Source organism: Barnesiella sp. WM24, from assembly GCF_004570975.1.
Classification (GTDB): Bacteria; Bacteroidota; Bacteroidia; order Bacteroidales; family Muribaculaceae; genus Muribaculum.
Genome location: NZ_SPPC01000014.1, coordinates 73257 through 91752, shown reverse-complemented (window position 1 = coordinate 91752; position 18496 = coordinate 73257). Strand labels below are relative to the sequence as shown.

The 18496-nt window shown below is 52.7% G+C and carries 16 protein-coding genes and 2 tRNA genes; 14 read left to right on the top strand and 4 right to left on the bottom strand.

Features of this window, described 5'->3' with window-relative positions:
* Window positions 1-162: 162 nt before the first annotated feature.
* The 14 genes from E4T81_RS13880 to E4T81_RS13815 all read left to right on the top strand — a co-directional run bounded on the left by E4T81_RS13880 (window position 163) and on the right by E4T81_RS13815 (window position 12849).
* Window positions 163-1470 carry a hypothetical protein gene (locus E4T81_RS13880; protein WP_135045617.1) on the top strand — a complete coding sequence of 436 codons (1308 nt, stop codon included), beginning with the start codon at window positions 163-165 and terminating at the stop codon, window positions 1468-1470.
* Window positions 1471-1511: 41 nt separating this feature from the next.
* Window positions 1512-2660, top strand: coding sequence for an imelysin family protein (locus E4T81_RS13875; RefSeq protein ID WP_135045615.1), 1149 nt, complete (start codon window positions 1512-1514; stop codon window positions 2658-2660).
* Window positions 2657-4093 carry a di-heme oxidoredictase family protein gene (locus E4T81_RS13870; RefSeq protein WP_135045613.1) on the top strand — a complete coding sequence of 479 codons (1437 nt, stop codon included), beginning with the start codon at window positions 2657-2659 and terminating at the stop codon, window positions 4091-4093. Before E4T81_RS13875 ends, E4T81_RS13870 begins: the two co-directional genes overlap by 4 nt.
* 73 nt (window positions 4094-4166) lie before the next feature.
* Window positions 4167-5354 carry a porin gene (locus E4T81_RS13865; RefSeq protein WP_371683057.1) on the top strand — a complete coding sequence of 396 codons (1188 nt, stop codon included), beginning with the start codon at window positions 4167-4169 and terminating at the stop codon, window positions 5352-5354.
* Window positions 5355-5358: 4 nt separating this feature from the next.
* Window positions 5359-6060: a hypothetical protein gene (locus tag E4T81_RS13860; RefSeq protein WP_135045609.1), complete on the top strand. Its 702-nt coding sequence runs from the start codon at window positions 5359-5361 to the stop codon at window positions 6058-6060.
* Between the two features lie 6 nt (window positions 6061-6066).
* On the top strand, window positions 6067-7224 hold the full coding sequence (locus E4T81_RS13855) for a Rid family hydrolase (RefSeq protein ID WP_371683054.1): 1158 nt from the start codon (window positions 6067-6069) through the stop codon (window positions 7222-7224).
* Window positions 7211-8968, top strand: a complete 1758-nt coding sequence (ccsA, locus tag E4T81_RS13850; protein WP_167761935.1) for a cytochrome c biogenesis protein — start codon at window positions 7211-7213, stop codon at window positions 8966-8968. Before E4T81_RS13855 ends, ccsA begins: the two co-directional genes overlap by 14 nt.
* Before the next feature lie 132 nt (window positions 8969-9100).
* The gene (locus E4T81_RS13845) at window positions 9101-9355 is read left to right on the top strand and encodes a hypothetical protein (protein WP_135045605.1); all 255 of its coding nucleotides are present in this window, start codon (window positions 9101-9103) and stop codon (window positions 9353-9355) included.
* 127 nt (window positions 9356-9482) lie between these two features.
* Window positions 9483-10073 carry an SIS domain-containing protein gene (locus E4T81_RS13840; RefSeq protein ID WP_371683056.1) on the top strand — a complete coding sequence of 197 codons (591 nt, stop codon included), beginning with the start codon at window positions 9483-9485 and terminating at the stop codon, window positions 10071-10073.
* 15 nt (window positions 10074-10088) lie between these two features.
* A complete protein-coding gene (locus E4T81_RS13835) occupies window positions 10089-11105 on the top strand; it encodes a PfkB family carbohydrate kinase (RefSeq protein ID WP_135045603.1) in 1017 nt (338 codons plus the stop codon).
* 5 nt (window positions 11106-11110) lie between these two features.
* Window positions 11111-12103 carry a hypothetical protein gene (locus E4T81_RS13830; protein ID WP_135045601.1) on the top strand — a complete coding sequence of 331 codons (993 nt, stop codon included), beginning with the start codon at window positions 11111-11113 and terminating at the stop codon, window positions 12101-12103.
* Between the two features lie 64 nt (window positions 12104-12167).
* Entirely contained in the window at window positions 12168-12647 is a 480-nt protein-coding gene (gene ribH, locus E4T81_RS13825) for a 6,7-dimethyl-8-ribityllumazine synthase (RefSeq protein WP_135045598.1), read from the top strand.
* 27 nt (window positions 12648-12674) lie between these two features.
* Window positions 12675-12757: transfer RNA gene (locus E4T81_RS13820), tRNA-Tyr, on the top strand.
* A gap of 19 nt (window positions 12758-12776) precedes the next feature.
* Window positions 12777-12849: transfer RNA gene (locus tag E4T81_RS13815), tRNA-Gly, on the top strand.
* A gap of 110 nt (window positions 12850-12959) precedes the next feature.
* Here the strand turns inward: E4T81_RS13815 and E4T81_RS13810 are convergent.
* From E4T81_RS13810 to E4T81_RS13795, 4 genes are all read right to left on the bottom strand, one after another.
* On the bottom strand, window positions 12960-14264 hold the full coding sequence (locus E4T81_RS13810; RefSeq protein WP_135045596.1) for a Fic family protein: 1305 nt from the start codon (window positions 14262-14264) through the stop codon (window positions 12960-12962).
* A 335-nt stretch (window positions 14265-14599) separates the two neighbouring features.
* A complete protein-coding gene (locus tag E4T81_RS13805; RefSeq protein WP_256371520.1) occupies window positions 14600-14998 on the bottom strand; it encodes a very short patch repair endonuclease in 399 nt (132 codons plus the stop codon).
* Between the two features lie 45 nt (window positions 14999-15043).
* Window positions 15044-16033: an alpha/beta hydrolase gene (locus tag E4T81_RS13800; protein WP_135045592.1), complete on the bottom strand. Its 990-nt coding sequence runs from the start codon at window positions 16031-16033 to the stop codon at window positions 15044-15046.
* Window positions 16034-18469, bottom strand: a complete 2436-nt coding sequence (locus E4T81_RS13795) for a glycoside hydrolase N-terminal domain-containing protein (RefSeq protein ID WP_135045590.1) — start codon at window positions 18467-18469, stop codon at window positions 16034-16036.
* Window positions 18470-18496: the final 27 nt, after the last annotated feature.

Sequence of the window (18496 nt, the reverse complement as noted above, 5' to 3'; positions counted from 1 at the left end):
GTTTGCGGGTGGCGGGGGGTGGTTGTTTGCCCGTGAAATGTGGCTGTTCACTATTTTTGGTTAATTGTTGTTTAGAATCGGTCTAAAAATCATCAATTTTAAGTATTTCGTGATTTTTGGGTGTGCGGTAATTTTGCAACCGATAAAATTAACCAAAATCAGATGAACGGAAAAAGTAAAATCACAGGTGCATTGCTTGCGCTGCTTGCCGCCCTTCCTGTCACGGGACAGGAGGCAGCCGACACGGCAGGCTATTCAAAATTCAGGTTTGGCGGTTACGGCGAGATGGTAGCGTCGTTCAAGGACTACGGCATCAACCGTTTTCAGAAAAACGGTGTCACCAAGGAGCGTCGCAACACAGTGGCAATACCGCGGTTTGTGCTTGCATTTGACTATAAGTTTACTCCCAAATGGATACTCGGCGCCGAGATTGAATTTGAATCGGGCGGCACCGGTATCGCCTACGAGATAGAAAACAGCGAAAATGGCGAGTATGAGACCGAAGTCGAAAAAGGCGGCGAAGTGGCACTCGAACAGTTTCACCTCACGCGACTTATCGTCCCGGCGTTCAACGTCAGGGTAGGTCACATGATAGTGCCGTTCGGGCTCACCAACACCCACCACGAGCCAATCAATTTCTTCGGGACGGTTCGCCCCGAGAGCGAGACCGTGATGCTTCCGAGCACATGGCACGAGACCGGACTCTCACTGTTCGGAACATTCGGGTCGGGACATGGCGTGTTTGACTGGCAGGCGATGGTGGTGGCTGGTCTAAACGCCAACGGATTTGACCGCGACACATGGATCGCCGGCGGCAAACAGGGATTTTTCGAGACCGACAATTTCACCTCGCCCGGCTACGTAGCCCGCATCGACTACCGCGGCGTGAAGGGACTGCGCACGGGAGTGTCATTTTACTACTGCCACAACGCCGGCGCCAACTCCGACAAGTCGCAGACCTATGCCTCCGACGGCAGAATACCGGTGACAATGGCGAGCTGGGACGGACAGTACCGCAACCGCTACGTGACGGTGAGAGCCGATGTGGTCTACGGTCACATAGGCAACACGGCATCGGTTAACGGCAAAAACAACAAGCTCCCCGGCGCGTCGCCTTACAGCCGCCTGCTCCCGGTGGCAAAAAATGCCCTCAGCTATGGCGCGGAAGTAGGGTTTAACCTCGGCAATGTGTTAGGCGTCAAGAAGATGCCTGTCATCTACCCCTTTGCCCGCTACGAGTATTTCAATCCGCAGAAGTCGGTAGAGTCGCCCGCGACCGCCGACCGCCGCCTCGAAGTGAGCAAGTGGAGCGCCGGTGTAAACTGGTATGCGCTACCCAACCTTGTTGTCAAGGCCGACTACTCCAACCGTCAGATAGGCACCTCCAACCCCTTCGGCAGCGGACCCTACAACAGCGAAAACGAGGTGTCGATAGGCATCGCCTACATAGGATGGTTCCTGCGCCGCTGACCCTCCCACGTAATGATTAAACAATAAAAAACAGTTATACAATGAACAAAAAATCTTACTCTGCAATCGCTGCCCTCGCTCTGGGCTGCACAATGGTCGCCTGCAGCAGCGACGACCCCAATAACGATAATTCAGGCGTGTCGGCAAAAGATCTTGACTATACAGCCGAAAACGCCAACGCATGGCACAACTACTCTATCCAGGTGGCAAATCTGCTGAAGGATGACGCCAACAGCCTTTATGAGGCATGGGCGGTGTCATATGACGGAGGCGACGCTTACGCCACAACATTCCGCCGCCATGACAACTCGACCTATTCCAGCGCCTTCAACTGCATCGAGGAGATACTTGACGGATGCAGCTCAATAGCCGACGAGGTGGGCAACGCCAAGATAGGCGAACCCTACAACTACTACAAGAGCGGCAAGCATGAGGAAGCTCTCTATGCCGTCGAGTCATGGTATAGCTGGCACTCACGCGAGGACTACACCAACAATATCTACTCGATACGCAACTCTTACACCTGCACCTACGGCAACAACCGCGGTCAGCACTCGATGTCGGCTCTCGTGAAGAGCATCGACCCCGCGCTTGACGCCAAGGTCAACGCGGCTATTGAGACCGCAGCGTCATCGATACTCGCCATTACCGCGCCCTTCCGCAACAATATCGACTCGCAGGAGGCACGCGACGCCATGGACGCGTGTGCGGCGCTCGACGAGGTAATCAATAATGACCTGAAGCCGTTTTTCAGCAATCTCAACGGCTATGACGCGGAGCTTGACGCGATAGTCAACGACTATGTGGACTACGTGATACTCCCCACTTACAGCGACCTCCGCGACAAGAACGCGGCCCTTCTCGCCGCTGTGCGTGAACTGAGCGACAAGCGCACCGACGCTGCATTTGAGGCGGCATGTGCGGCGTGGCTCGACGCCCGCGGACCGTGGGAGATGAGCGAGGCATTCCTCTTCGGACCTGTCGACGCACTCGGCCTTGACCCCAACATGGACAGCTGGCCCCTCGACCAGGATGCAATCGTAAATCATCTTACCTCGGGCAACCTCGGCGACCTGGAATGGAGTGACTCTGATGATGACAGTAAGGTGGAGAGCGCGCAGAACATACGCGGATTCCATACCCTCGAATACCTTCTGTTCAAGGATGGCAAGGCAAGGACAGTGAAATGATACTACGTAAGATATATCTGACAACATTCATTACAGCGATAGTCAGCCCTCTCGTGTCGTGTGACCGGGAGGGTCTTGACGTGCTTGATGTAGAAGTGCCGCAGGGATATGAGCTCTCAGCCGGCACCTCCACCATATTTCTGAACTCGTCAAAGGCGTTTGACACCCAGGCCGACTGGGTGACCGGCGCTAACTCGACCCGATTTTTCAGAGGTGACAAACTCTATGACGACATGCGCACATCGTCCAACGGCTATGGCGGCGGCCTCGGTCCGGTCTATGCCGGATATTCCTGCGGAAGCTGCCACAGCAACGCCGGACGCACCAAGCCGGCGCTCTGGGCCGACGGTGGCTCGGGCAGCTACGGATTTTCGGCGATGCTCGTGTATGTGACGCGCAAAAACGGGGCGTTTTTCAAAGACTACGGCAGGGTGCTTCACGACCAGGCTATATATGGCGTAAAGCCCGAAGGCAAGCTGAAAGTCGACTGGCATTACGAGTCGTTCACCTTCCCCGACGGCGAGCCTTACGAGCTGGCTTATCCCACTTACACGATAACCGACTGGTATGCCGAAGAGATAAGCCCCGACGACCTGTTCTGCACGGTGCGCATCCCGTTGCGTCACGTCGGCATGGGACAGATGATGGCACTCGACCCCGCCGAGATAGAGGCGCTCGCGGCAAGAAGCAATTATCCGGAATTTGGCATCTCGGGACGATGCAACTATGTCACCGAGCGCGGAGTGAAGTGTCTCGGAGTGTCGGGCAACAAGGCGCAGCATGCCGACCTCACGGTTGAACTTGGATTTTCAAGCGACATGGGTGTCACTAACAGCCGCTACCCCGAAGAGATATGCGAGGGGCAGATTCAGATGTCGCAAGGGTCCATGATGGGGCTTCTCTACGACAAGCTCGACGTGTCGACCGAGGAGATGGAAAATGTCGACCTGTACATGCAGTCGCTCGGTGTGCCGGCGCGCAGAAATGTCGATGACCCGCAGGTGAAACGCGGCGAACAGATGTTTTACGAAGCCAAGTGTCACCTCTGTCACGTGACCACGCTCCACACCCGTCCGCGCGGTTCGACACTGCTCAACGGCACTCAGCTGCCCTGGCTCGGCAATCAGACGATTCACCCTTATTCCGACTATCTCCTCCATGACATGGGGTCGGAGATAATGGGTGTCGGTCTCAACGACAATTATGTGTCAGGACTTGCCCAGGGCAACGAATGGCGCACAACGCCTCTCTGGGGCATAGGGCTTCAGGAGAAGGTCAACGGTCACACATATTTCCTTCACGACGGGCGCGCACGCAACTTCATCGAGGCTATAATGTGGCATGGCGGCGAGGGCGAGGCGTCGAAAAATCTTTTCAAAAAGATGTCGCGTGATGACCGCGAGGCTCTTGTGGCATTTTTAAAATCGTTATGACCCGTTTTTTAATTCAACATTAATCAGTAACTTTGTTATGTCAAGAATAAAATCAATCTTATCAGCAATATTGATGGTTTCGCTACTTCCGGTTGCCTCTTCGGCGCAGTATGAAGCCGATACAGAGAATGGAGTCGTGTCGCTCGCAGGGCGTGACGGCTTCTCCTGGAGTACGCGTAACGGCGATTTCCTCTTCAAGCCGTATCTTCTCGTGCAGACCTCGGCAAACTTCAACTACTACGACAGCGAAGGTCTTGACCCCGCTTACAATCAGGATAATGTGGCAAACACGGGCTTCGCCATACCCTATGCCGTGCTTGGATTCACGGGCAAGGCATTCGGCATCGTGACCTACAACCTGTCAATCAACGCGGCTGCTTCGGGAGGCGCGCTACTGCAGCAGGCATGGGCTGACGTAAAGGTGCGCGACGAGTTTGCCGTGCGTATCGGTAAATTCAAGACACCTTTCTCCCACGCTTATCTGACGACGCTCGGCGAGACGCTGTTTCCTTCGCTTCCCGTGTCGCTCACGGCACCCGTGATAATGCCTCATTCGCTCAATGCCGTCACTCCCAATATAGGCACCGGCTTTGACCTCGGAGTCGAGGTTCACGGCATGATAAACGGCAAGTGGGGCTATCAGGCGGGACTGTTCAACGGCACCGGCGCGTCAGTCAATACCGCGACAAAGACATTCAGCGACGACTGGCACATACCCTCGCTGCTTTATGCCGGAAGATTTACCTTCCAGCCCAAGGGGGTGATGCCCGCCACCCAGGGCAATCCGCGCCAGCTGAATCTTGACAAGATGCTTATCGGGGTGTCGGCATCGCTGAATGTCGAGAGCGAGAACGAGAGCACCAATGATTTCCGCGCCGGAATGGAGTTTGCATGGATAAAAAACCGTCTTTATCTCGCCGCCGAGGCTTATTATATGAGAGTGGGTTTCACAAAGCGCCAGAAGATACATGACTCCTACGACTACCTCGGAGGATATGTCCAGGCGGGATATTTCATCACCGACTGCCTCCAGGGCGCATTGCGCTATGACCTGATGGACCGTAACGGTCTTGACCGCGGAGGAATGCTCAACATGCCTTCCGTCGGAGTCAACTATTTCTTCCGTGGAGCGGGACTGAAGCTTCAGGCGATGTACCGCTATACCGGCAGGACAGGTCATGCGACACAGCTTGACCGCGACAACGACGACCTCGGGCTTGCCATGCACTCGGCGACAGTACTTCTGCAATATTCATTCTGAAGCCATGAGAGTTGACTATCTGATATTATCCTCTGTACTTGCCGTGGCTGCGGTAGCCTGCGACGACGGCAAGATATATGATGACGCGGGGACCGGCGGCGATGACGGCGTCACCTCGACAGTGAGGTTTACGGGTGAAGTCACCGGGCTGGACAGCTGGAGCGGAAGCGACTACACGGTTGTCGTGGCGGGATTTGCCGACAGCGACTATGCCGAGGTGTCGAAGCCTGTCACGGGCGGCGACATGGAGATGGGTGGCGTGACCGACGACGTGACTTCAGTCGAACTGTGTGTCATCAACCGTCTCCGCAAGCGAGTGGTCACGCTGGCGTCGACTGAGCCTGTGAAAGCAAGCGACGGATATATCCACTTCGATGCCGGAAAAGTGGACGGCGGCATGTATGGAGCCGTACAGACATCGGTGTTTGACGCGGCGTGCGTGCAGTGTCACGGCGGCAGCAACCATGCGGCGGCATCGCTTAATCTCGTCGCATCGGAATCTTACGACGCGCTCGTCAACAAAGAGTCGGTGAAATCGCCCGACATGATGCGTGTCAGTCCGGGCAACGCGCAGGAAAGTGTGCTTTGGCGCGCTCTCGCGACTGACATGTCGGATGACTGGGCTTATCGCCACCAGACAATTATTTCCAACACTACCTCTGTCGACCTGGTGAAAGCCTGGATCGATGCAGGTGCTAAAAAATGATTAGCCATGATACTTGAAGAAAAGACAGGACGTAAAATGACAACATATTATACCAACGGGGCTTCGACTACCGTGTCGGCATTTATGGACGGCAGCGACGCGGCGGAGTTTCATGCGATAATCAAGTCGACAGCCGCCGGCGAGACCTTTGCGACACAATTGGCGACTGTAATGACCGCCTACAATGCCTTGCGTGAACGGCTTGGCAAGGATGTCGTGCCGGTGTTTAAACGCTATTTCCTGAGCGATGCGGCAAATCAGCAGCCTCAGTTGCCAAGGGAAGAAGAGTGTGCGGTGTCGATTGTGGAGCAGTCGCCGCTCGACGGTACAAAGATAGCCTTGTGGGTGTATTTTCAGGAGGGTGTCGGGGTAAGCAACCTCTATAACGGACTTTACTCGGTGACCCACGGCAGCTACACCCACTTCTGGCAAGGGAGTGCTTGCACTCCCGACGTGCGCTCGGAGGTTGCCACCCGCGCATTGCTTTGCGACTATGCCCTCCGGCTTGAGGACGAGGGGTGTACGATTGCCGACAATTGTGTGCGCACATGGTTTTTTGTCCATGATGTCGACGTCAATTATGCCGGAGTGGTCAAGGGACGTAACGAGATGTTCATGACCAATAATCTTACATCCGAAACCCATTTCATCGCCAGCACCGGTATCGGCGGACGTCACGCCGACCCGCGTGTCACGGTCGAGATGGACACATATGCGGTGAAGGGTATCGAGCCGGGGCAGATGAGTTATCTTTATGCGCCGGAATATCTGAATCCCACTTATGAATACGGAGTGGCGTTTGAGCGCGGCACCTATGTGGATTATGGCGACCGCCGTCATGTGTTCATCTCAGGCACGGCAAGCATCAACAACCGTGGCGAAGTCGTGCATAAAGGCGATGTCAAGGCTCAGACAAAGAGGATGTGGGAAAATGTCGGCGCACTTCTTGACGAGGCGGAGTGTGGATGGCATGATGTGTGCCACATGATAGTCTATCTGCGCGACATCGCTGATTATGCGGCGGTCAACGCCATGTTTGAGGAGCGTTTCCCGGGAGTGCCGCGCGTGATAGTGCTTGCTCCGGTGTGTCGTCCAGAGTGGCTGATAGAGATGGAGTGTATGGCGGTGCGCCGAGTGTCGGGTAATGGTTATGCGTCTTTCTAAACCGGCGTGGCTGTTACATATAGCCTTGCTGCTGGTTGTCGCCGGCGGTGTTGTCACCTGGCTTACGGGTGACCGCGGGCAGGTGTGGCTCGGCAGCGGGGAGACGGTCTACGGCTATATGTCGGCGACGGGGAAGGAGGCGACGTTTCCTTTCAGCCTGTCGCTCGACAGTTTTAAGGTGGATTATTACCCCGGGGGAGAGGTGCCCCGTGATTTCATCAGCTATCTTGCAGTTGATGGCGAAAAAGCTGTGGTGTCGGTCAACAATATTGTTTCGGTTGACGGTTACAGACTGTGCCAGATGTCATATGACAGCGAGGGTCACACTGTGCTTGGTGTCAACCATGACCCTTATGGCATAGCGCTGACTTACACCGGTTACGCGCTTTTTGCCGTTGCCGGTCTATGGCTGATGGCAGCGCGTGGATCGCGCTTCAGAAAGAGCGTCAGGAGTCTTGCCGTGGTTGCGCTTATGATTGCCGGCGGCGGGGGCGATGTCTTTGCCGATACGATCGCGGGAGTCCCGAGGCAACAAGCCGACTCGCTCGCCTCAAAGCAGGTGATGTATAATGGCAGGGTGATGACATTTAACTCGCTTGCGCGTGACTTTACAAAAAAAATCACCGGCTCGTCGAGCTACAGAGGGCTGTCGGCGGAGCAGGTGATGGTCTCGTGGCTGCTTTATCCTGAACAGTGGCAGGGCGAACGCGCGATTCTTGTCAAGGAAGAGTCGTTGCGTCGCCGGCTTGGCGTTGAGGGAAGATATGTGTCGCTCGACGATCTGTTTTCTGATGCGGGCGATTACAGGTTGCAGTCGATGTATGGCAGCGGCGACAAGACGCTTGACCGTGCCGTAGAGGAACTGGACGAAAAGGTGGGGTTGCTGATGCAATTGCTTGGCGGCAATCTTATCGCTCCCGTGCCTGACGGTTGCCACCAGTTGTCGGAAGGTAGAGTTGAGGCCGAACTGATATACAATCGTGTGCCGTTTTCGATGCTTGTCTTTATAACCCTTTTCGCCGGTGCCGCCATGGCTTTTGTCGCGCTGCTTGGGCGGCGAGGGTTTAATGTCGCGGCACTGACGCTGCTTTGGGCTGCACTGACGCTGCAGGTGGTCGCCTACCTGCTTGAATGGTATGTGGCAGGTCACATCCCGCTTGCCAATACCGGGGAGACGATGGAGTTTCTTCTTATCATATTGCTGCCCTTGCTCCTGGCATTTCACCGGGTCTCGTCGTTGTTGCTTCCTGCCGGGATGCTTCTTGCCGGGGCTGTTGCGCTCGTCTCCCATCTTATCGGCGCCAATCCGGTCATGACCCCGTTGATGCCTGTGCTTGCCTCGCCCTGGCTGAGCATACATGTCACTCTTGTCATGACCTCTTACGCGCTCTTTGCCTTTATCGTGACATGCAGCCTTATCTCACTGTTCTTGCCCTCGGTGGCTTCGCGCATGATGGCGCTCGACAGGGTGTTGTTATATCCGGCTATATATCTGCTCGGTCTGGGCATAATCACCGGCGCTGTGTGGGCCAACATATCGTGGGGCAGATATTGGGCATGGGACCCTAAGGAGACCTGGGCGCTGGTCACATTTGTGATATATGCCGTCGCCATGCACCGTTCGATCAAGCCATTGAACCGCCCGATGGTATTTCATATTTACATGCTGTTTGCGTTTCTTGCCGTTGTCATGACCTATTTCGGAGTCAATGCACTCTCCTCGCTGCACTCATATTCAGGTTAAGGCAGTTGTTAAATATGATTAAAAAGCGGTCGTGTCGAGTGCTGCGGCTGAATGTGTGCGGTGGTTGATGGTGACTTTTATACCATGAAAGGTGTTATAGTTATTGAATGTAAAAGAAACAATGAGATGACTATGACACAAAATCGTATACATCCCGCCGATGATGTGCTTGTGGAGCTATATTTCGACGGAAAGAAGATTGACACGTATGAGGGCTCGGGCTTTCATACGATAGAGGAGGCGGTGCGCAACGCTTATGACGGGTCGGAACGCGCGAATGTAAATATCGAGGATTATGTGTTCCGCGTCACAAATCTTGCCGACAAGACCTCGGCACGCTATCGCGTCAATGCCGGAGGCAATGTGAAGATACTTCCTGAGGAGTAAGGCATCAGGCGATGGCGCGGATGGAGGAAAAGCAAGAATTTGCAATCGTGAGGCATGGTTTGCATAAAAATAACTATCTTTGTGTTTAAGAAACAATTCTGAGAATATGACAGATATACAGCAATCCATGCGCGACATCCTCGATTGTGAAAGCCGCGCGATATCCAATATACCGGTGACTCCGGCATATGACGAAGCGGTGAGGCTTATACTTGAGCATGTCCATCGCCGTGGAGGAAAGGTGGTTACGTCAGGCATGGGAAAGGCAGGGCAGATAGCTATGAATATCGCCACTACTTTCTGCTCGACCGGCACCCCGTCAGTCAACCTGCATCCCGCGGAGGCGCAGCACGGCGACCTTGGCGTGATTCAGCCAAACGACGTGATGCTGCTCATATCCAATTCCGGCAAGACGCGGGAGATTATCGACCTGGTGAGTCTTGCCCATAACCTTTATCCCGGACTTCCGCTGATTGTAATCACAGGAAATCCCGACAGCGAGCTTGCAGCAATCGCCGATGTCACCCTGTCGACCGGAGGGTCGCCAGAGGTGTGTCCGCTTGGACTGACACCTACCACCTCGACCACCATGATGACTGTGATCGGTGATGTCCTTGTAGTCAATGTCATGCGCCTTTCAGGATTTACCCGCCGGGAATATGCCTTGCGCCATCACGGCGGCTACCTTGGCTCTAAATCGCGTGCTGACGAATCATAATTAACCTTTGACGAGATGAGAAAGATTATAGCAATAGGCGAGTGTGTACTCGACATTCTGTTTGACGGCGATGTGCCCCGCGCATCATTGCCCGGAGGGCTTATCCTTAATGTCGCAGCCAATCTCGGACGCATAGGCAGGGAAGTCAGTTTTGTCGGCGAGGCTGCCCGTGACCGGGTAGGCGACATGATTATCGACTCGCTGAAATCGAGTCGTGTCTCAGTCGACCACATCGACCGCTATACGGAGGGTGTCACGCCTTCTTCATTCATATTCCGTGAAAGTGACGGGATGCCTCAGATTGTGCGCTACGGACGTTACAACAATGACAGCTTTGACGTGGTGTGGCCCCGTATCGACAAAGATGACATCCTGATATTCGGTGGTTTTTATGCCATTGACCCGAGGGTGAGGCCTCATCTTTTCGAGATAGTGAAACACGCCTCCGAACGCAAGGCTATCATCCTGTATGTGCCGGGGTTTGCTCCTGAAAAGGAACCGCGCATAACCAGGGTCATGCCGGCGATTCTTGAAAATTTTGAGATTGCCGATGTCGTGATTACCCGCAACAGGGACCTGAACACAATATTCCGCACTCCCGATGATGCCGCGGCCTATAAGAATCATATCAGCTTTTATGCCCATGACTTTATAAACATAGACCGCGACAATGCCCGATTGCGTTATTATCATGACAAGGAGATGGTCGAGACCGGAGTGGAGATGGGCGACAACCGCTTTGCATGGAGTGTAGGGGCGATTACCGGCGTTATTGACGCGATGATTAAAAACGATATAACCCGGTTTACCCTCAGCGGAGAGGGTGAGGCGGTGATGCATACACTTACCCAGCTTGCCCAGGAGACCGGACAGCCTGTAGCTCAGTTGCTTTCGCAGCTTGAGGGAAAACATGGCATGCTGAATGAACGCATAAGCCGGGAGACGATGATGGCTGTGATTGACGAGGCGTCGGAGATGGCGGCTAAGGCATCGCGGACATTTGACGGGCTGCTTCCGATAAAAGAGTCGTGACGCTTATGAAATCGACATCGCTTGAATCAGGATTTATAAACAGGGGGCTTGTCGACAGCAGCCGGCTTTGCGGTAAAAGTGTCGATGAAGCCTGCCGGCTTCTCGAATCAATGTCATTTGATGAGGCATATAACACGGTAAGTGCATATATGCGTCAGGCGATTGACGCCGGGAATGCCGATGATGCCATCGGGTTTATTACGGCAATCGCCTCAATCGACCGCAGTGGCGATGATATTGTGGTGCGTGCGGCTCTGATGCAGGTGGTTGCGGCGGCATTGATAGAGCTTGGCGACTCCGACAGGGCGCTCGCCGGCATAACCGATGCTCTCCGGCTTCTTGCCGGCGTGCAAAAAAGAAAAGACGCCGGTTTTAAGAGCGTGCTTGCCGCGCTGCTTTACGACCTCGCTTTCCTGCATGCCGCCCGAAATGAATATCGTGCCGCCGAGCGCATGCTTGACAAGGCGATGACGCTCTATGCCTCTCTTGCCGAAAACTCACCGGAGCGTTATGCGTCGGCCCATGTCAACGTGATGAACGCGGCTACATCCATCTATCGCTCGCGCATCAGGCAGGTCAATATGCTTGCCCATTATCAGGTGGCGACCTCCACTTATCTGGCAAATGCCGCCACAGGCGCGCCTGCCGCAGTGAACAGGCTTGTCGATTCGCTTGTCAAGGAGGCCGACACTTTGCTGAAACTTGACAGGTCGAGGGAGGCTGTGCGCTATCTGAGCCGTGCGCTGAAATATCTTGACAAGGTTGATGACTCATTTACGTCCCGTAAATTAAATGTGTCGGTGATGCTTGGCGATGCGTTGTCACGCAATTTCTCGACAAGGCAGAAAGGTGTGCATCTTCTCCGGTCGCTTCTTCAGAATGTGCGTAAGTCGGGCGATGAGGTTCAGATTGCGCGCATAGAGCATCTTATCGACGAAAAGACTTTTTCGCTTAACGATTTTCTTGCCGGCTGGCACAAACTGTTTTCGCGCAGCTGAGGCGGATGGATGTCGTAAAGCGTTATCGTGAATAAAAAGTAGAAAAATAAAAATTTAATAGATTATGTCAACAGCATTAGCTTCCGGCGCTCCTCATGGAGGACTGCCCGTACTGGATAAGAATACAAAGGTGGCGATAGTGACTGCCGAGTGGAACTCTCACGTTACCGAGGCGCTTACCGAGGGCGCGGTGGCGCTGCTTAAAGAAAACGGAGTTGCCTATGATTGCTATCATGTGCCGGGTGCGGTCGAACTTACCTATGGAGCAGCCGCGCTTGTCAAGGAATATGATGCCGTAATCGTGTTTGGATGCGTGATACGCGGTGGCACTCCTCACTTTGACTACGTGTGTGACAGCGTCACGCAGGGCGTGACCCGACTGAATGCGAAGGGCAAGACTCCCGTTATTTTCGGGGTGCTTACAGTTGATACAGAGCAGGATGCTATCGACCGCGCAGGTGGAAAACTCGGTAATAAAGGCACCGAAGCTGCGGAGGCTGCAATAAAAATGATAGATTTTTCTTGCAAAGTAAGAAAGTTATAACTAACTTTGCAATCCCGTTAAGGGAATGGGCGAATACCAGAGTGGCCAAATGGGGCAGACTGTAAATCTGCTGGCTTATGCCTTCGGTGGTTCGAATCCATCTTCGCCCACGCTACTACTATTATATCTGCGGAAGTAGCTCAGTTGATAGAGCATCAGCCTTCCAAGCTGAGGGTCGCGAGTTTGAGCCTCGTCTTCCGCTCAAAAAAGGTCCAGCCGAGAGGCTCGACCTTTTTTGCGTTATATACCCCGCTCCATCGCAGCCCATCTACCCTCGCTGTTTCAGATTGCAGCAAAATTTGCGATAACGCCTTATCTGATTCTACTCACCATCTGTTCAAAATTGGAAGAGCGTATATAGCCTTTTGTTCTGCCGTTCAAGCTGATTTCACTCAGATAACCTTTTTCGGTCAGGTTTCTTAAATCTGATTTCGCGGTATTGTGTGTAACCCCGAATTTACCTACAATATCAGTTGAGACAAGCACAATATCAGGGTTTTCTATATAGATACTCAAGATTTCAGCCTGACGTGCCGTAATGTTGCCAAGATGCAAAAGTTTTTCAGATTTCTTTTTCTCGTTATTTTTGCGTTTGATATATAGACTAAGTGCATCAAAAGATTTAAGAAGCACGTCTAAATTGTATTGTACGAAATATCCTATATCATTGCCATCAGATTCAGAATAAAGAAATGCCTTCTCATAAGCTCTCTTGGAGCCTTTAATAATGCGGGAAATAGATAAATATTGCACGAGCCAATAATTTGATTTCATCATATACCAATAGAACAAAGCTCTTGCGGTGCGACCATTGCCATCAGCAAAAGGGTGGTAATAGCCTACAAGGAAGTGTACTGTTATTGCCTTAATTATCGGATGAATGAAAATCTCAGTATTGTCATCATTGAAAAAAGTGCATAAATTGTTCAAGAACTCATTTAGGCACTCTGCAGCCGGGGGTGTATGTACGATTTCGCCTGTTATGCCGTTGCCAACCACAATGTTTTCATCTTCTCGTCTTAGACGACCGGCTGCATCCTGAATATCAAACGCGTTTTCTGTCATCATCCCATGGATTTGCATTATAAATGTAGGGGTCAACGATTCTTTTGCATGATCTCTAATGAAATTAATAGTATTGTAGTTGTTTAAAATCATGCGCTGACTTTTATCTTTGGGAGAAATCTTTTTACGGAGCATCTCCTTTGCTGCTTCACGTGTTGTGGCGGCACCCTCCATTTGGCTTGAGGCGATGGCCTCCTCCATAATGGAACTGATGAGATATAATTCCTGTGTTATCTTATCGTCCGGGAAAATCTTGGAAGCACCCCATGAACCGCCAAAATTCATATCAAACTCATGGCATAGCTTCTGCATTGTATTTGTCAGAGAGAAATGAATATTATTTTGAGTCCACACCTTGACATCTGTTAGATTTCTCACTGATTTAACTTTGCTCCATAATTCAATATCCGTCATGCCTGAAGGCATACGATATTTGACATCGCTCCAATATAGATATCTACTGTTGATTGAGGAAATAAGATTCTTCAATTCCTCAGATTCATTAGAAGTGTCTGTCGTATCTGTCGTAGTATGAGGAGGTTGTTCGATCATAATAACATATTTGGATGCAAATATAGCAATTTATCGCAATTTATCCAAATTTGCGATAAATGAAGGAGGATTTGTTTGATATATAAGACTTTATATGAGGCTTTGTTTCGGTTAGTCGCAAAACTAATCCGGTCACTGTTATTATGTTTCATCATTAGTCAACAATGTTTTACTTCTGCGTGACTCTGCAATCAACGATTAAGCCGAAGAATCCAAATAAAAACTGTGCGTTTCTATTTGGATTCTTCGAAAATATCGCTGATTTGGGCTGGCTGCGTTGTCTCGGGTGAATATGGAGATTTGTCGTCAGTCAGGGGTTGAGCGTGGTGAGGGGTTCAGCTGCGGTAGAGCGATTCGAGGCGCGTCGAGGCGGTGGATTGTGGGCGGATTTCACACTCCCACACTCTGATTACACGCCAGCCGAGTAGACGCAGCTCAACGTTGGCGCGGTAGTCGCGCGCGATGTTCATGTTGATTTTGTGACGCCAGAAGTCGGTGTTGCTTTTGGGTAGCTTGAATTGTCGGCATCCTTCATGTCCGTGCCAGAAACATCCGTCGATAAAGATGACTGTGCGGTATTTTTTCAGTACAATGTCGGGAGTGCCGGGCAGATTTCGGTTATTCAGCCTGTAGCGCAGACCGCGGGCGTGCAGAAACCGGCGTACGATTAATTCCGGTTTCGTGTCGCGCCCCTTTATTGCAGCCATGCATTTATGGCGCTGTTCCGGTGTCATCACGTCAGTCATGTCATGATTATAACGTGGCGGCAGGCTTGTTTGTTATTTCAGATGCCTGTCAAGGAAATCGACGGTGAGTCTTACAGTCGGTGCAAACCATCTTTCAAAAAACCAGAACGGATGGATGTCAGAGTCAAGTTCATGGGTCTCGTGGTCTATGCCGAGATTGTCGTAGATTTCGCAGAGCGGGTCGCGTCCGTCGTGGTAGCGCGGAAGCCGGCTGTTGATAAAGCATATCGGCGCGGAGCGGCGGGTGACCCATTTTATTGCCGAAGCCTCTTCCCAGTTGGCTGTGGCGTTGTCATACATGCCCCCGAGCCAGAACGCGTTTACCGGCATTTCCCCTTTCTTGCGGAGACGTTCGGCTGCATCGGCGATATTTTCAGGTGACACGAAAGTGACAATGCCGTCGATGTTGACTATCGCCTGCACGTCGCTCGTGACGTCATAGTCGCCTCCTTCATGTCTTTCAGAGCCGTTGGTTATTCCTGCAAGTGCCGCGAGCTGTCCGCCTGCCGAGCATCCCGATACTGCGATTTTGTCGGGGTCTATGCCATATCGGTCGGCATTGGCGCGGAGCCATCTTATCGCCGCCTTTACGTCATGTAATGCCGCAGGATATTTTGCCTCAAGGCTGAGACGGTATTCCGCCGGCACGGTGACATATCCCTCTTTAGCTATGTGCATGGCAAGGGGGCGTTGCAGTTCGCGTGAGCCTGAGCGCCATCCGCCACCGTGAATCATCAGCAGCGCCGGATAGCGGTTGTCGTCGTCGGGGCGATATATGTCGACATGCAGGTCGCGGTCGCCATAGGGAGTGTTGTCAAGATGACGGTAAGTTATATCTTCCATGGCTTTTACACCTTCGGGCAGCAGCGGCTCTACGAGACGTGCCTCCGGATGATTTTTCTTGACCTTGATATAGGTTGAACGCGCGGTGAATGAGGTGTCACGCGGAATTTCGCGCGACTGCGCGACTGCAAAAATAGCAGTCACGCAGAGCGCAATTGATAATAGAAGTCTATGATTCATTTACTTACGATATAGTTTGACTGTCTGTCCGGGGACAGTGGTTACGTCATATTCATATACGCGGTTTATTACCGGCCACTGACGTGATGACTCTTCGCTTACTTTTACCGGCTTGACGGTAGAGTGGGCGTAAAGAGGATTGGGACATTCGCCTGTGGCTGTGGTCAATCCGTCGCCGGTAAGCGGAACGTAGGAACGCACACGCAGCACTCCTCCCGAACGCGAGGTCACTGACGCGTATTTCAGCTGTCCGTCGTCCCATGTCATGTCGACGTCAAAGTTGCCGCGCGCACGCAGCCCTTTCACTTCTCCCGACTTCCACGCGTCGGGGAGAGCGGGCAGCAGATGCAGCGCACCGTCATGACTTTGCAGCAACATCTCGGCAATGCCGGCGGTGAGTCCGAAGTTGCCGTCGATCTGGAACGGCGGATGAGCGTCAAACAGATTGGGATATAGCCTTCCGTCAGGATATTCAGCCGTTTTGCTGTCATCGGGCAGCAGCGACATGAGGTTTTGTATAATCTTGTAGGCATGATTGCCGTCGAGCAGTCGCGCCCACAGATTCACCTTCCAGCCGATGCTCCATCCGGTAGCCATGTCGCCGCGTTGAGTCAGCGTGTTCATCGCTCCCTTGAAAGCCTCGGGGGTGGAGTAGGGCGAAATCTGGTTTGACGGGTATAGCCCGTACAGGTGTGACACATGGCGGTGTTGGTCGGTCGGGTCATCGGCGTCTACGAGCCATTCCTGCAACTGTCCGTACCTGCCCACCTGCATGGGGGGAAGCCTGTCGATGGCAGCACGTAGAGAGTCAGAGTAAGATTTATCGGCTATGCCGAGTATTTCACCCGCCTTGAGGGCGTTTGACAGTGCGTCAAAAGCAATCTGATTATCCATCGTGCATCCTGCGGTGATGGATGATTTTCCGTAGCCATGTTCAGGTGACATGGAGGGGGCTGTGACGAGCCAGCCGTAGCGAGGGTGTTCAGTGAGATGGCTGAGATAAAAATCAGCGGCACCCTTCATTACAGGATAATAGCGTTTCAGGAAATCCTTGTCGCCTGTAAACAGGTAGTGTTGCCAGAGATGAGTGGTGAGCCATGCGCCGCCGTTGGGCCACATTCCGTAACGCGCTGCGTCCACGGGACCTGTCGCGCGCCAGAGGTCGGTATTGTGGTGGGCTACCCAGCCATTTGCGTCGTAAAGGGTCTTTGCTGTCGCGACTCCTGTTTTTGACAGGTCTTCCACCATGTCAAAGAGCGGTTCATGAGTCTCCGGCAGTGCCGTCACTTCGGCAGGCCAGTAATTCATCTCGGTGTTGATGTTGATTGTGAATTTGCTGTCCCAGGGGGCATATTCACGGTCATTCCATATGCCTTGAAGATTAGCCGGCTCGCCTCCGGGCTGTGAAGAGCTGATGAGCAGATACCTGCCATATTGGAACATCAGTGCGACAAGTGCCGGGTCATTGTCTTTGGCGAAGTTTACGAGCCTGTCGCGTGTATCGGTAACGTCAGATACCGACGGCAATGTAAGGCTTACGCGGTTAAACTGCTTGGTATAAGCTTTTATATGCTCGTCAAGCAGCGATTCGTAGGGCACCTTTGCCACCGATGCTATCGCGCTGACGGTTTTCTTGGTCTCGTTGCCGCTTACATCGTCATAGTTGACGAAGTTGGTTGCCGCTGTGATATAAAGCGTAGCCTCGCCGGCTCCTTTTACCGACAGGCGTCCGCCGGAGCCGCTCACCTTGCCGTCAGACACGGCTTTGACCCTTATCTGGGCACGCAGTGCCGACTTCACTCCTTCATGGTCGGCTCCGTCACATTTAGCCACGAGGGTGTTGCCTTTGGCCGAGACTTCCGAGGGAAGCGGTGACGTATAGCCGATATTAAAGTCGAGAGCCCCCTTGCGGCTCGCAGTGATATGGATTATTATGGCATTGTAGTTGAGGGGTGCAAACGATGTGCGTGTATAGGTGACGTCGCCTATAGTGTACCGGGTGGTGGCTACAGCGTCGTTAAGGTCGAGCACGCGTGAATAGGATGTCGCGTCGCCACGGTCGCCGAAATCAAGGCGGAGACTTCCCGCGGGGAGATAGCGCATGCCGTTGATCCCTGTAAAATACGTTTCTCCTATCAGCTTTTCCGCCTCGCTGAACTTGTCGTCAAATACAAGACCGCGTATCTCGTCAAGATGCTGAAGCCCTCTTTCGCTATTGTTGTTGTAAGGACTGCCTGACCAGAAGGTCTCTTCATTGAGCTGGATTTCATCGGAGTCGACACCTCCGTAGATCATTGCTCCGAGACGCGAATTACCGATAGGGTAAGCCTCCACCCATGTCGAGGCAGGGGTGGAGGATACGAGTCTCAGATTGTCATCGGCGCGGGACTGGAATGTCACCGCCAGCAATGCAATAGTAAGGATTGTTTTTCGCATACCTTTGTAAACTAAGAATTTAATGAT

Coding starts and splice junctions, on each gene's coding strand:
- E4T81_RS13875 (WP_135045615.1), top strand. CDS start 1,512: ATGAACAAAAAATCTTACTCTGCAATCGCTGCCCTCGCTCTGGGCTGC.
- E4T81_RS13810 (WP_135045596.1), bottom strand. CDS start 14,264: ATGATCGAACAACCTCCTCATACTACGACAGATACGACAGACACTTCT.
- ribH (WP_135045598.1), top strand. CDS start 12,168: ATGTCAACAGCATTAGCTTCCGGCGCTCCTCATGGAGGACTGCCCGTA.
- E4T81_RS13845 (WP_135045605.1), top strand. CDS start 9,101: ATGACACAAAATCGTATACATCCCGCCGATGATGTGCTTGTGGAGCTA.
- E4T81_RS13830 (WP_135045601.1), top strand. CDS start 11,111: ATGAAATCGACATCGCTTGAATCAGGATTTATAAACAGGGGGCTTGTC.
- E4T81_RS13865 (WP_371683057.1), top strand. CDS start 4,167: ATGGTTTCGCTACTTCCGGTTGCCTCTTCGGCGCAGTATGAAGCCGAT.
- E4T81_RS13835 (WP_135045603.1), top strand. CDS start 10,089: ATGAGAAAGATTATAGCAATAGGCGAGTGTGTACTCGACATTCTGTTT.
- E4T81_RS13805 (WP_256371520.1), bottom strand. CDS start 14,998: ATGACACCGGAACAGCGCCATAAATGCATGGCTGCAATAAAGGGGCGC.
- ccsA (WP_167761935.1), top strand. CDS start 7,211: ATGCGTCTTTCTAAACCGGCGTGGCTGTTACATATAGCCTTGCTGCTG.
- E4T81_RS13860 (WP_135045609.1), top strand. CDS start 5,359: ATGAGAGTTGACTATCTGATATTATCCTCTGTACTTGCCGTGGCTGCG.
- E4T81_RS13800 (WP_135045592.1), bottom strand. CDS start 16,033: ATGAATCATAGACTTCTATTATCAATTGCGCTCTGCGTGACTGCTATT.
- E4T81_RS13855 (WP_371683054.1), top strand. CDS start 6,067: ATGATACTTGAAGAAAAGACAGGACGTAAAATGACAACATATTATACC.
- E4T81_RS13795 (WP_135045590.1), bottom strand. CDS start 18,469: ATGCGAAAAACAATCCTTACTATTGCATTGCTGGCGGTGACATTCCAG.
- E4T81_RS13870 (WP_135045613.1), top strand. CDS start 2,657: ATGATACTACGTAAGATATATCTGACAACATTCATTACAGCGATAGTC.
- E4T81_RS13840 (WP_371683056.1), top strand. CDS start 9,483: ATGCGCGACATCCTCGATTGTGAAAGCCGCGCGATATCCAATATACCG.
- E4T81_RS13880 (WP_135045617.1), top strand. CDS start 163: ATGAACGGAAAAAGTAAAATCACAGGTGCATTGCTTGCGCTGCTTGCC.